Consider the following 13,691-nt stretch of genomic DNA (forward strand, 5'->3'; position numbering starts at 1 on the left):
TCGCGAAGCACAACCGGGCGTTTTCTCGTCGTTCCGGAACGCGAATGCGCGGCGCGAGGCCGGGCAATGCTGGTCGTGAATGTTGGAAAGGCGCCGAGGACCTCCCTCAGGCCGCCCGGACGGTGCGCAGGAAGCCTTCGAGCTCCACCTTGAGATGCTCGCTCTCGCGGGTGAGCGAGTTCGCCGCGGTGAGCACCTGGGCCGAGGACGATCCGGTCTCGCTGGCGCCGCGGCTGACGTCGACGATGTTGTTGGCGACCTCGGTGGTGCCGCGCGCGGCCTGCTGGACGTTGCGGGCGATCTCCTGGGTGGCGGCGCCCTGCTCCTCGACCGAGGCCGCGATATTGGCGGCAATCTCGGATACCCGGTTGATGGTGCGGCCGATCTCCTTGATGGCCCCGACCGAGTCGGCGGTCGCCGACTGCATGCCGGCGATCTGGGCCGAGATGTCGCCCGTCGCCTTGGCCGTCTGCGCGGCCAGTGCCTTGACCTCCTGGGCGACGACCGCGAAGCCCTTGCCGGCCTCGCCGGCGCGGGCCGCCTCGATGGTCGCGTTGAGGGCCAGGAGGTTGGTCTGCTCGGCGATCGCCGTGATGAACTTGACGACGTCGCCGATCCGGCTCGCCAGCTTGGAGAGCTCGTTGATGCGGGTGTCGGTGCGGACCGCCTGCTCGACGGCCTGGGCCGCGATGTTGCTCGACTCCTGAACCTGGCGGGCAATCTCGGCGACCGAGGCGGCCAGTTCCTCGGCCGACGAGGCGACCGTCTGCACGTTCGCCGAGGCCTGGGTCGAGGCGCTCGCCACCGTATTGGACAGACGCTGGGTGGTCTCCGCCGTCGCGGTGAGCCGCCGCGCCTCCGACTCGAGCTGGCTCGCCGCCGACGACACCATGCCGACAATGTTGCCGACCGCCGACTCGAAGCCGTCGGCGAGCTTGGCCATCTCGGCCTTGCGGGCGGCGGCGCCGGCCTGATTGGCCGTCTCGCGCTCCTCCGCCTCGCGCTGCGCCTTCTCGACTGCGACCACCTTGAAGCGCTCGACCGCCTTGGCCATCTCGCCGATCTCGTCGCGGCGGCCGAGGCCGGGCAGCGACACTTCCATATGGCCCTCGGCGAGCTCGCGCATCGCCTTGGTCATCGCCTTCAATGGCCGCGCCAGGCTCGAGCCGATCAGAAAGCCTATGCCGGCGACCGCCGCGAAGGCGATGCCGATCGCGATCAGAATCTGCCGACGGGTGTCCTCGCGCGCCTCGGCATTCTTCTCGATCGCCGCGGTGTGCAGCTTGTCGATCCCGGCCTTGATCTGGTCGACCACGGGCGACACGTTGCCGTACTCGACCTTGGTCAGGGTCGAGGCCAGCTCGATCCCCTCGGCGGCCTTGATCCATTCGTTGAAGTCGCGCTCGTAGGCCGCGAGCCGGTCGAGCATCTGCTTCTTGGTCGAGGCCGGCAGCGCGGCCGACTGGAAGGCGCTGACGAAGGCGGCCAGCGCCTTCTTGAAGCTGGTCTGCGACAACCCGTCCTGACGCAGCATGAACTCCCGCTCGTAGCGACGAACCGGATGGATGCCGGCGACCAGGCGAGCGTCGTCGAACTTGTCGAGCTCGTTCTCGATTTGGCGAACCGTGTTGCGCAGCGCCCCCTCGAGACCGCTGTCGCCGGTCAGGCCCATGGTCCGCTTGGCCGCAACCGACGCACCGAAATGCCCGGCGTAGCGCTCCATGCCGGCCCGCGCCTTGCCGGCCTTCTCGGCCAGCTCCGGCTCGCCCATCTCGACCAGCCGCGCCTGCAGATCCTTGAAGCCTGCCAGCATCTTGGTGACCGCTTGCTCGAAGTCGCGCAGGCGCGCCTCCTCGCCCGTGAGCATGAACTCCTTCTCGGCGTCGCGGGCCTGGAACATGGCGGCCGAAACGTCGGTGGCGAGCGTCGCAACGGCATTGGCCCGATCGGCAGCCTGCTCGTATTGCGCCTGGGTGCTCGCCCCCAGAAGGTAGAAGCCGCCGACAAAACACAGTCCGAGCAGGCCGACGGCGCCGATCGCCGCGATCTTGAGCTGCAAGCTGACGCGGAAGGACGGAAGTGACATTGCTGGCCCCGGGGATTCCGAACTAAGACGGACTAGTGCTCACACGATTGGGTTAAAATCCTCTTGCAGAGCGGGAATCCTTTTTTGATGCACGCGCCGCCCCTCACCATGACACCCCCACAAGGAACCCGGAAGGCGCGTCGACGACGCCACGCCGGCTTTCGATTGAAATGGTTGCCTTCTTCGGCCTCGAAACGGCCAAATCCGAGTAATTGCGTTTTCGTCCGGTGAGCCGTCCCATGTCGCCGTGATCCGGCTTAGAATCTCCCCGAATCGCCCGGGAGGATCGCGTGCGCCATCGAGCCGAAACGACCCCTGTGTCCCGCCGCGAGATCCTCGCCGGCGGCGGAGCCGCCGTCCTGTCGCTCGCCGTGACGCCGGCGGCCGCCGCGTCGTTCGAGCAGTGGCGCGCCTCCTTCAAGGCGCGGGCACTGCGCCGCGGAATCTCGGAGGCGACCTATGACCGGGTGATGAACCGCCTCGAGCCGGACACCGGCGTCTACGCCCTGCAGCGGGCCCAGCCGGAGTTCCAGGAGGCCCTGTGGCAATACATCAACCGGCGCGTCTCCGACTGGCGGATCATCACAGGCAAGCAGCGGGCCGTGGAGCAGAAGGCGCTGCTCGACCGGATCGAGCGGGACTACCGGGTCGACCGCTACATCGTTCTGGCCCTGTGGGGGGTCGAGTCGAGCTACGGCGACGTCATCGACAATCGCAAATACATGCGCCCGGTGATGCCGGCGCTCGCCGCGCTCGCCTGGGGCGAGCCGCGCCGCCGCGCCTATTGGGAGCAGGAGCTGCTCAACGCGCTGGTCATCATCGACCGCGGCTGGGGCGACCCGAAGGAGATGATCGGCTCCTGGGCCGGCGCCATGGGCCACACCCAGTGGATGCCCGAGGTGTGGCTCAACATGGGGGTCGACTTCGACCAGGACGGCCGAATCTCGCCGTTCGGCAAGCCGGATGACGCGCTCGCCGGCGCCTCCCGTTATCTCCTGGTGCGCGGCAAGTACAGCCAAGGCGAGACCTGGGGCTGCGAGGCTCGCCTGCCCGCCGGCTTCAACACGAAGCTCGCCGACGGCCGGACCTATCGGCCGTATGCGAAGTGGGCCGCGCTCGGCGTCACCCGCCCCGACGGCGCCGCCTTCGCGCATCCGAGCCACCAGGTCCGGCTGAAGGTGCCGGAGCCGGGCGGACCCGCCTTCCTGATCGGACGGAATTTCCAGTCGATCTACTCCTACAATCCGGCCTTCTCGTATTCGCTGGCGATCTGCCACCTGGCCGACCGCATTCGCGGCGCCGGGCCGTTCGTCCAGCCGTTCCCGGGCAGCGAGCGCTTGCCGACGCTCGCCGAGGTGCAGGAGATCCAGCGCCGCCTGACCGCCGCCGGCTTCGACACCGACGGCACCGACGGCCGGGTCGGCCGCGACACCCAGCGGGCCGTCGCCGCCTTCCAGCGCAAGACCGGCATGGAGGTCGACGGCTATGCCGGCCTCGCCGTGCTGGCCCGGCTGCGCCAGGGCGGGTGATCGCCTGCCCGCGCCGGTCAGCCGGCGTGGCGCTGCCGGGCGCGGCCGGGCAGCAGGCCCCACTCCTCCAGCTTGTCCTCGATCCGCGCCTCGATGTCGGCGATCTTGGAAAACCGCTCGTAATAGATGCCGGACAGGTCGCTCGGCAGCACGGCCGGCTCCTCGAGCAGCAGCACCACCCGGTTGAACTCGCGATACTTGGCGAACAGCAGCCCGGCCTCGAAGATGACGTTCTCGCGGGCACGGGCGACCAGCGGCTCCTCGGTGTCGCGCAGCCGCCCCTCGTCGTCCGGCGTCACCAGGATGAAGCCCGCCTTGCAGATCCGCACCAGGCCCTCGAGCTCGTCCAGGATGGCGTTGGGGCCCTTGCTGGCCTGACCCAGCACCTTCGGGCTGACGCCGTGCCTGAGCAGCAGGAGCTGGAGCTGATCGAGCGAATCCTGCCGGCGGCCGTGGACGATGAAGACGTTCTTCTCCAGATACAGCTCCGGCAGCGGGCTGTGCAGCGCCACCGCGAGGACGTCGACGAAGGCCTCCAGCACCGTCACCTCGGCCGGCCCGAACACCTTGTCGGCGGCGTTGTTGTGGAAGCACACGACCCCGAACGGATCGCCGCCCGCCATGGTGATCGGAATGCAGATCATGTTCTCGATCGGGCTGTCGCCGGTGAAGAACCGGGCCGTCACCGGGGAGGCCTGGACGCGGCAGAACACGACGGTCCGCTTCTGGCGGAAGCAGTAGCCGGCGATGCTCTGGTCGTGCGGAAACTCCATCGGCCAGTCGGCCCGGCGGGCCGGATCGAGCAGCCGGTTCTCGAACAGGAAGTCGTCCTGGTTGAACACGATCAGGCGGCGGCCGCGGGGATCGTTGACCAGCACGGTGCCGTGGTCGGCGACCGGGTCGGCGATCACGGTGGCAATCAGGAATTCCTTGATGATCTCCTCCTGGGACCGCCCCTTGGCGGCGCTCAGGAACCCCCTGATGGGTCCGAAGTCGGTCGGCATCGGCACCTCGATCCCGCTGGTTTGCCACGCGATTGTTCCACCTGCGGCACAGCGATGCAACTCTGACGTTTTTTGTTATAAACCACAACCCAATGATCGCGACCAGCGACGAGCGCCGCGGCGGTTGCGTCCTGGCTGGGGATCGGATTTCCTGTCGCCACCCCCCGTCAGTCAGGATCCCCTCCTCCATGACCCTCGTGAACGATCCCGGCCGGCCCGCGCAGGCCGGAGGCGCCGGTCCCGCCGGCGTCGAGCGCCCCGCCGCGGCCGGCGGCAACGCACCGAAATTCGGCAGCGACGTCGTCGCCGACATGCTGCGCAGCCTCGATATTCCTTGGATTGCGCTCAATCCGGGGGCGAGCTATCGCGGCCTGCACGACAGCCTGGTCAACCACCTGGGCAATGCGGCGCCCCAGATGCTGCTGTGCCTGCACGAGGAGTCGGCCGTCGCCATCGCCCACGGCTATGCCAAGGTGACGGGCCGCGCCATGGCGGTCGCCGTCCACTCCAATGTCGGGCTGATGCACGCCACCATGGGCCTGTTCAACGCCTGGTGCGACCGCATGCCGATGCTGGTGCTGGGCGCCACCGGCCCGGTCGATGCGGCCAAGCGGCGGCCGTGGATCGACTGGATCCACACGGCGCGCGACCAGGGCGCCCTGGTGCGCCACTACACCAAATGGGACGACCAGCCGGCCTCGCCGACGGCGGCCCGCGAATCCCTGCTGCGGGCATGGTGGCTCGCCAACAGCGCCCCGCAGGCGCCGACCTACGTGGTGCTCGACGTCGAGCTGCAGGAGGCGGAGCTGCCCGCCCCGCTGCCGCCGATCGATGCGGCGCGCTTCATGCCGCCGCTCGTCGCCGGGCCGCCGGCCGACCTGGTCGCCCGCGCCGCCGCGCTGCTGCTCCGCGCCGAGCGTCCGCTGATCCTGGCCGGCCGCGTCTCCCGCGACCTCGACGCCTGGACCCGCCGCATCGCGCTGGCCGAGGCCCTGCAGGCCCGGGTCGCCACCAACCTGAAGGCCGCCGCCGCCTTCCCGACCGACCATCCGCTCCATCCGTGGCCGGCCGCGACCTTTCCGGGCGAGGCGCTGACCACGGCGATGCGCGAGGCGGACGTGATCCTGAGCCTCGACTGGATCGACCTCGCCGGCACCCTGAAGGCGCTCGGCGCCCCGCCGGCGGCCAAAATCGTCCAGGTGTCGCTCGACCATCAGCTCCACAACGGCTGGAGCATGGACCACCAGGGCCTGCCGCCCGTCGACCTTTTCATTGCCGCCGACCCGGACGCGACCGTCGCGGCCCTGCTGGCAGCGCTGGATGACGGGCGCCAGCCGGCGCCGGCCATGACCGACCCGACCCCGGTCGACGCGGCGCCTGCGGTGCAGCCCGAGGGGCCGATCGCGGTCGAGCATCTCGCCCGCAGCCTGCGGGCGGCACTCGGCGACCGCCCGGCGGCGCTCGCCCACACGACGATCTCCTGGCAGGGCCAGTGGTGGCCGTTCCGCCACCCGCTCGACTTTTTGGGCTCCGACGGCGGCGGCGGTCTCGGGGCCGGGCCGGGCCTCGCGGTCGGGGCGGCGCTGGCGCTCGCCGGCAGCGATCGCATGACGGTCGCGGTGTGCGGCGACGGCGATTTTCTCATGGGCGTGACGGCGATCTGGACCGCCGTGCACTACCGGCTGCCGCTGCTGATCGTGATCGCCAACAACCGCTCCTTCTACAACGACGAGGTCCACCAGGAGCGCGTCGCCCGCATGCGCGGCCGGCCGGTCGAGAACAAGTGGATCGGCCAGCGCATGGACGACCCCGACATCGACCTCGCCGCCATGGCGCGCGCCCAGGGTGCCCAGGGCTTCGGGCCGGTGACGCGCGGCGACGCGCTCGCCGCAACGCTCGCAACCGCGGTCGCGGCCGTCGAGGCCGGTGCCGTCGCGGTCGTCGACGTGCGGGTCGAGCCCGGCTACGGCGCCGTCGCGGCCGCGCTCACCCGGGCGCCGTGAGGCACCACTCCGCGCGGGCGATGCGCCGGTGCCGTGGAAATCGCCCACCGATTCATTCTTTCGGCGAGTCACCCTTGAGGACTAGGAGGGTTCAGGTAGAATAGTCGTGCAGGGGATGTCGCCATGGAACTGGTCGCAACGACCGTGGTCTCCGAGACGGCTGTTCACGCCCGCTTCTCGGACCAATCCGATCTGGTCGCAGCGACGCATTGGTTCGAGTTCGAGATTCCGCTCGCCGACCTCGACATCGTGGCGTTTCGCACGACGCATCCGCGCAAGTCGGAAGCGCGTTTCATCAATGCCGCGAAGCTCGCCGCGCTGCGTCACCTCTACAAGATGATCGGCGCCGAGATCGTCCGCCTGCAGGGCGAGATCCGCAGCGACGGCTGATCGCCGCGAACCGGGGGTGCCCGTTCCGTTTCTCAGGACTTGAACGACTCGCAGGTCGAGGGGTGGAACAGCTCCTCGACGGCAAGCCGGCGCGGCGACAGTCCCTGGGCGTGGTGGTGGTGCAGGAAGGTGTCGAGATTGGCCCGGTTGGCGGCGACGCCATACGGCCAGAAGTCGTTCCCCATCAGGGCGCGCGCCTCCTCGAGGTTCTTCTCGATGAAGGGCAGCGTCGCCTTGTTGGTGCCGGTCTCGGCGAGCGCCGCCAGCGCCATCTCCTTGGCCAGCGTGAACGCCTTCAGCAGCGCCGACGGCAGCCACGGATGCTTGTCCACCAAGCTGCGCCGCACGCCGAGCAGATGCATGATCGGGAACATTTTGGTGCGGGCGAAATAGTCCTTGGCGGTCACGGCCGGATCGGCGAACAGCCGACCGACATGCGGATGACCGCTCAGGGCCAGCGCCGGCTGACGCTGCGCCATGAAGCCGTCGATCTCGCCTGCGGCCAGGAGCGACGAGATGGTGGTGCCCTCCGGCGCATCCTCGATATGCACGTCCGCCGGCAGCTTGACGGTGACGCGCTCGGGCCGGCCCGGCTCCGAGATGCCGCCCCGCACCCACAGGATATCGGAGGGCTCCACGCCATAGTCCTCCTGCAGCATGGCGCGCGCCCAGACATTCGCGGTGATCTGATACTCCGGCACGCCGACCTTGCGGCCTTTCAGATCCTGCGGGGTCTTCACCCGGTCGGTGCGCACATAGAGGCCGTTGTGGCGGAAGGCGCGCGACAGGAAGGCGGGCACGCCCACATAGGGGCAATCGCCGGCCGCCACCCTGATGCAATAGCTCGACAGCGACAGCTCGCACACGTCGAAGTCCTGGCTGCGGAAGGCGCGGAAGAAGATCTCCTCCGGCGACAGCAGCAGCACCAGCGGATCGACGCCGTCGATGCGGACGGCGCCGGAGGCGATGGGACGGGTGCGGTCGTAGTCGCCGACCGCGATGGAGAGAGCCAGGGGGGTCATCGGCAACACTCTTGCTGAAAGGCGAGGATGAGGGAGGCCACAAGCGGAATCATGCGGATGCGGATCTCGCGAGAGCAGGCGGGAGCCGGAGTATGCCAACCGGCGCGCGGCCGCGATAGCGCCGCATTCACCATCCGGCCGAACGCCCTGCCCCAGCCGCAGCCTCGCGGCTATGATGGCGTTGCCCCGACCCAGAATCGGAACACGAGCGCGATGCGATCCCTCCCCGCGATCCTACTGACGCTGGCACTGGCGCTGACGAGCCCCCCGGTGCTGGCCGCGCCGTCGGTCGGCGGCGAGGACGAGATCGCCGTCTACAACGCCGCCATCGACGAGGCCGAGTTGCACAACCGCGCTGCCCTGACGGCGATCGACGCGCAGGACCCCGAGCGCGTGCGCGCCGAGCTCACGGCGCTGCGCGACGCCTTCGGCCGGCTGGTCGAACGGTTCGGCAAGACGCGGCTGGTCGCCATGAAGGGCGATCCCGACGGCGTGACCATCATGGTCGACGTGCCGATGCGCGTCGTCACGGCCCAGATGATGATCGATTTCGGCCGCCCCGCCATCGCCACCTCGTCGCTGGTCGCGGTGTGCCGGCTGCTCGCCACGCTGCATGTGCCGGCCACCCCGGACGCCGCGGCGGCCTGCGACCGCGAGTAGGGACCGGGCGAGAACTCAAAAATTCACTCGGCCGGACGCCTACCAAAGACCGCTTTGGCCCGAACGCGACGACCCGCCATCTCGGGCCTCGATGTCGCGATGTGCCAAAAGCAGCCTTATTAACTGTCTCCAGCATGGCCGAAGGACTGCCCGTGGTATTTCTTCAGCGGCTCGCGAACCGGCCAGCGGCACGGCAGCAACTTGCCGTTTGGTTCGGCAAACCGGCAGCGCAGCGTCCCGAGCCGCTCGATAGTTATCTCAATGTCCGAACCCGGGTCGATGAAGTCGTCGATGTCCAAGCCGGTGCAGTCAGGGATGGTGCCAAACCCCATCACGGAGCCGGACTTGATCGGACAGATGAACCCCAACCAGGCGAACATGTCTTCGGCCTTGTGGTCGATTTCGGATGTCGAGCCCTGGTACTTGACCGTCCCGTTCACCACGACCTTCACTTTGAGATTGTAGGGATCGCCAACCTCATCGAGCGTGACCAGGAAAGGCCCAAGCTGGTTGCCCTTCGCCATGTCCTTCGTCATGCAGAATCCGCCGATGAACTCCGTCGCCTGAACATCGCGGGCCGAGACGTCGTTGAAGATGCAGAAGCCCGCCACCGGCTGCTTTTCGTTCCCATACACGACGGCCAGTTCAGGTTCGACGTCGAGGAATGACGAATAAGGGGGCCACGGAACGGTTTCCCCGTCACCGACGATCGCGTTCATGTTGGACTTGTAAAACGCGAGCCGCTCGGGCTGTCCAGGGACCGGTGTAGGTTTCGGGGCTAGTACGAGTTTAGCGAACGCCTGCAACAAAGGAGCGGTCTGAGGATTGTCTTTTTCATACTTCATCATGGTGTCGGAAGAGTTCTTGAGATGCCGCGGCGTCAGGCCGAAGTCGAACAGAGCGACGACCTCTACCGGTTCCAGCAGGCGGACGGCGTTGAGAGGGAAGCGTTCACCATCGCCGAGTTCTCCGAGGTGCTGTTCACCCCAGGCGAGCAACTGCTTCGCCACCCGCTCGCTGTCGGGAAGGTTGGCAAGGTAGGATCGGCTGTCGGCCACGTAGGGGGAAGTCCCTGCTTTGCTTTGGAGCACGGCGAACGGGACAGCCTGGTCTCGGACGACGACGCCAAAACAAGGTTTCGGCAATTTTGCGCTGGCGAAGCGGATCAATTTCATGGCAGTGCTTCCTGGACTTAATCTGGACCTAATCAGTATTCGACTTCGATCCCCTTCGCCTTCGCGACCTGGTAGATGGCGTCGAAGGTGCCGGGTGTATCCCAGGGCGCGTCAGGGGGTTCGTTGCGGAACTCGCGATATGCCCGTTCGACATTCATGTAGAGCCGCGCCGGTGCCCGCCACTCGCCGTAGGGGCCAAACTCGATCTTCTTGGCGGCATCCAGCGACGTGAGACCGGCATCGAAACACTTCTTCGATTCGTCACGGAGGTACTGCAGATACGCCTTTTGCTCCCTGACCCCTTCGAGCCCGCAGAGCGGACCGTGGCCAGGCACGATGACTTCCGGGTTGAGCTGGGTGATCAGATCGAGGCACTGGAACCACTTTTGGTATGATCCCGTCCAACCCATCGGGGTGCACTGCCTGAACAGCACGTCGCCTGCGAATACCACGCGCTCCTTGGGAACGTGGATGATGGTGTCGCCGACCTGGTGGCATGGCCCGACGTAGATCAGGTGGACCTCGGTGCCGTCGAGATCCAGCTCGTACCGCGTGTCGAACAAGGTCGTCGGCAGAACCAACTCGATCCCGTCGAAGTCGTAATCCTCCAACAATTGCTGCCCAGCCGCTACAATGCCGGGGTGCAGCATCTTGAGGACCACGCGCGTGAGGAGACCGCGGACGCCGCGCAGCAGCTTCTGGCTCTCCTCCGGATTGGCGACTTGCTTCATTCGTTCCGGCACCGAGCGGTGGGCGATTATCTCGGCACCCTCGAAGAGCTGGTTGCCCCAGACATGGTCGGCGTCTTCGTGCGTGTTGACGACGCGCCGCGGCATTCCGGGCCATACTTTGCTGAACATGTCGATCATCTGCCGCGCGTGAGGCAGGTCAGACTGGGTGTCGATCACGACGCCGCCCCCCCGATTGATGAGGCCGGAGTTCGCGTCACATACGCGGTTCTTCTCGTTCAGGACCGCAAAGCACTTGTCGCTGACCTGCTTCATTTCCATCGGGTCAGATTCCTCATGAGGCACCTATGGTCATCTTCTCTAATTAGGGCCTTTGTGTTGTGTAGCGTTGAGTTCGATCAACTATCAGCCAGAGCACCGCATGCACGCCGCAAGATGCGTGCAATAGTGATTACCGGCTGCAGTCCGGCTCATGTCTATTATGAGTCATTCGCGACCGGGACGAGCAAGCAGCAGGTACGACCATGTCCGTCGTGCTCCGAAAGCGGAAGCGAAAAGACATCGCCGCGATCGGCCCTTTGGGAATGAACAGGACCATTCTGCACATCGACACTTAGCGATGGCCTGACGGACGCCGGAGCAATGACGGCGAGGTCGTTTGCCGGTCCGCGCTACGAGAAGAATGATCGCGGCCGCGTCACCAGGGCGGCTGGAGGTGGCGACCGGCCGGTCGCGAAGGTGCCGCTCTGCAAAGCGCCGGCCCGGCTCCACATGGCAGAGGTCGGCCGCGTCGGGGTGGTGGCGGACGGCGCCCCGCGTGATGTCGTTTCCGGGGTCGCGGCGGCCGGTACCGCCGCAGCATGTGCTGCCGCAGCGTGGGCGGTCGCGGCCGGTGCGGCCCGGGGCGGTGACGGCCGCGGCGCAGCCCGGACCGCCGTGCGACCACGGCGGGCGAGCAGGATCGCGATCACGACGATCACAAAGACGGTCGCGCCGGCCGTGACGAGACCGGACAGATCCTGTCGCGCCAGCTCCTGCCGCAGCCAGACGCCGTACCAGCCGGCGGCTTCGGGCCAATCGTCGGCGCCGCCGGGGCCGGCGAGGAGGCGGTTCGCCAGGGCCAGGACCGCATCGGGATTCTTCTGCGCCGCCGCCTTCTTCAACCAAATGATGGCGTCCTGGTCGCTCGCCGGAACGCCGCGCCCCTGCGCGTAGCTCTCGGCGAGCGCGAGCTGCGCCTCGACGAGACCACGGTCGGCCGCCCGCTTGAACCACAGGGCCGCCTGGACATCGTCGCGGGCAATGCCGTCGCCGGTCCGATAAGCCTTTGCGAGGGCGAGCTCCGCCGCGCCGTGGCCCTGATCGGCCGCCTTGCGCAACCATGCGGTCGCCTGCGACCGGTCGCGGGCGATGCCGTCGCCGGTGTCGTAGCGCAGCGCCAGCGCGTGCTGCGCCGCCGGCAAGCCCTGCTCGGCCGCGTTGCGCAAGAACACCATCGCCTGCAGCCGGTCCTGCGCCACGCCCTCACCCTTCTCGTAGAGGGTCACCAGGGCGAACGAGGCGCCGCGATGGTTCTGGTCGGCGGCCTTGCGGTACCACGTGACGGCCGCGGCCGGATCCGGCTTGACGCCGAGACCGCCCGCATAGGCGCGGCCGAGATTGTACTGGGCCGCGGCGTTCCCCTGATCGGCCGCCTTGCGGTACCAGCCGGCCGCCTTGACGAGGTCCTTGGGAACGCCCTGCCCGTTCTCGTAGGCTTGGCCGAGGCCGTTCTGGGCGACCGTATGGTTCTGATCGGCGGCGCGGCGAAACCATGCGGCGGCGATCTCGGGATCGCGCGGCACGCCGCGTCCGTCCGCATAGGCGGCCGCGAGGCCCGCCTGCCCGCTCGCATAGCCCTGCTCGGCCGCCTTGCGAAACCAGCCGACCGCCTGCGCCGGATCGCGCGCCACGCCGGTGCCCCGCTCGAGCCGCTGGGCCAGATTGACCTGCGCCACCGCGAGCCCCTGCTCGGCGGCGCGGCGATACCAGCGGACGGCACGATCCTGATCCTGAGCGACCCCGATGCCGCCGGCGAAGCACAGGCCGAGATTGTTCTGCGCCGTGGCGTAGCCCTGCTCGGCGGCGCGCGTGTACCAGGCGAAGGCTTGCGCGGGATCGCGCGCGACGCCCTCGCCGCGCTCGAGCTTCTGGGCGAGATTGTTTTGCGCAGCGGCGTACCCGAGCTCCGCCGCGCGGCGATACCAGGACACGGCGAGCGCCCGATCCTGGCCGACGCCGCGCCCCTGCTCGAGCTTCTGGGCGAGGCTGTTCTGAGCGGCCGGGTAGCCCTGCTCGGCCGCCTTGCGGAACCAGACGACCGCCTCGGCGTCGCTGCGCGCGATGCCCTGGCCGCGCTCGTAGCGCAGCGCCAGCGCATGCTGGGCCGGCGCGAAATCCTGCTCGGCCGCCTTGCGCAGCCAGGCGATCGCCTCGTTCTCGTTCGGCGCCAGGCCCTGCCCGGCCGCGAATTTCTGCGCAAGCGCGAACTGCGCGGCCGCGTCGCCGCCGTCGGCGGCGCGCGACAGCGCCCGCACGGCGCCGACCTGATCGTCGGCCGCATCGAGGGCGAGCCCCAACCGATAGTGCAGCCGCGCCGTCTGCGGCGCCGCCGTGAGCGCGGCTTCGCAGATGGGGACGGCCCTGGTGTCGGTGGCGGCGATCAGGTCGCAGTCGGTCGCAGGAGACTCGTCGGCCCGCGCGCCTGTGATCACCAGCACGGCGAGCGCGGTCGACGTCATCGTCACGAGGAGCCGGCGAGACGGAATGGCCTCGATCGACATGCGGGTGAGCCCCGGCGAGTGCGACGACGACACGATAGGACGCGCCACGACGACTCCGTATTGACCGTCGTCAAAGGATCCCCTCGTGCCGCGAAGAACGGCGCGCCGATGCAGGCCCGACGACGATCCGCGACCGATCAGGCTCCGTCGCTCCGGCACGGTCCCGGACGTGTCGGGGCGCGCGCCACGCGGGCGCGGCGCCGCGGCAGCAGGCCGCCGGCGAGGCGCCGGGGCGACAGCGCCGAGGACACCACCTCGCCGCGTTGGCGGCGACGGCCACCGGTCCCCACGATCGTCGGCGGATCGGGGAA

The 13,691-nt window shown here is 68.4% G+C and carries 10 protein-coding genes; 4 read left to right on the forward strand and 6 right to left on the reverse strand.

The features are described from left to right. Window positions 1-106: 106 nt before the first annotated feature. A complete protein-coding gene (locus HXX10_RS26280) occupies window positions 107-2,086 on the reverse strand; it encodes a methyl-accepting chemotaxis protein (RefSeq protein WP_296526281.1) in 1,980 nt (659 codons plus the stop codon). A 290-nt stretch (window positions 2,087-2,376) separates the two neighbouring features. Here HXX10_RS26280 and HXX10_RS26285 point away from each other — a divergent pair, with 290 nt between their 5' ends. Further along, window positions 2,377-3,615 carry a lytic murein transglycosylase gene (locus HXX10_RS26285; protein WP_296526282.1) on the forward strand — a complete coding sequence of 413 codons (1,239 nt, stop codon included), beginning with the start codon at window positions 2,377-2,379 and terminating at the stop codon, window positions 3,613-3,615. Window positions 3,616-3,632: 17 nt separating this feature from the next. Here HXX10_RS26285 and HXX10_RS26290 read toward each other — a convergent pair whose 3' ends face one another. Continuing rightward, a complete protein-coding gene (locus HXX10_RS26290; protein ID WP_296526283.1) occupies window positions 3,633-4,619 on the reverse strand; it encodes a TIR domain-containing protein in 987 nt (328 codons plus the stop codon). 188 nt (window positions 4,620-4,807) lie between these two features. Between HXX10_RS26290 and HXX10_RS26295 the strand changes: the two genes are divergently transcribed. Both HXX10_RS26295 and HXX10_RS26300 read left to right on the forward strand, forming a co-directional pair. Continuing rightward, window positions 4,808-6,622: a thiamine pyrophosphate-dependent enzyme gene (locus HXX10_RS26295; protein ID WP_296526284.1), complete on the forward strand. Its 1,815-nt coding sequence runs from the start codon at window positions 4,808-4,810 to the stop codon at window positions 6,620-6,622. Window positions 6,623-6,745: 123 nt separating this feature from the next. After that, window positions 6,746-7,012: a hypothetical protein gene (locus HXX10_RS26300; protein ID WP_296526285.1), complete on the forward strand. Its 267-nt coding sequence runs from the start codon at window positions 6,746-6,748 to the stop codon at window positions 7,010-7,012. A 32-nt stretch (window positions 7,013-7,044) separates the two neighbouring features. On the opposite strand, the gene HXX10_RS26305 is transcribed toward HXX10_RS26300, so the two are convergent. After that, a complete protein-coding gene (locus tag HXX10_RS26305) occupies window positions 7,045-8,034 on the reverse strand; it encodes an ABC transporter substrate-binding protein (RefSeq protein WP_296526286.1) in 990 nt (329 codons plus the stop codon). Between the two features lie 213 nt (window positions 8,035-8,247). Between HXX10_RS26305 and HXX10_RS26310 the strand changes: the two genes are divergently transcribed. After that, window positions 8,248-8,694, forward strand: a complete 447-nt coding sequence (locus HXX10_RS26310; RefSeq protein ID WP_296526287.1) for a hypothetical protein — start codon at window positions 8,248-8,250, stop codon at window positions 8,692-8,694. Between the two features lie 119 nt (window positions 8,695-8,813). Here the strand turns inward: HXX10_RS26310 and HXX10_RS26315 are convergent, their stop codons facing one another. The 3 genes from HXX10_RS26315 to HXX10_RS26325 form a co-directional block, all read right to left on the reverse strand. Continuing rightward, window positions 8,814-9,869, reverse strand: a complete 1,056-nt coding sequence (locus tag HXX10_RS26315; protein ID WP_296526288.1) for a fumarylacetoacetate hydrolase family protein — start codon at window positions 9,867-9,869, stop codon at window positions 8,814-8,816. Between the two features lie 32 nt (window positions 9,870-9,901). Next, window positions 9,902-10,879 (reverse strand): MBL fold metallo-hydrolase, encoded by a 978-nt coding sequence (locus HXX10_RS26320; protein ID WP_296526289.1) that lies wholly within the window; start codon window positions 10,877-10,879, stop codon window positions 9,902-9,904. A 350-nt stretch (window positions 10,880-11,229) separates the two neighbouring features. Continuing rightward, window positions 11,230-13,428, reverse strand: coding sequence for a tetratricopeptide repeat protein (locus HXX10_RS26325; protein WP_296526290.1), 2,199 nt, complete (start codon window positions 13,426-13,428; stop codon window positions 11,230-11,232). Window positions 13,429-13,691: the final 263 nt, after the last annotated feature.

The sequence above is a fragment of the Rhodoplanes sp. genome (genome assembly GCF_013377085.1).
Taxonomy (GTDB): domain Bacteria; phylum Pseudomonadota; class Alphaproteobacteria; order Rhizobiales; family Xanthobacteraceae; genus Rhodoplanes.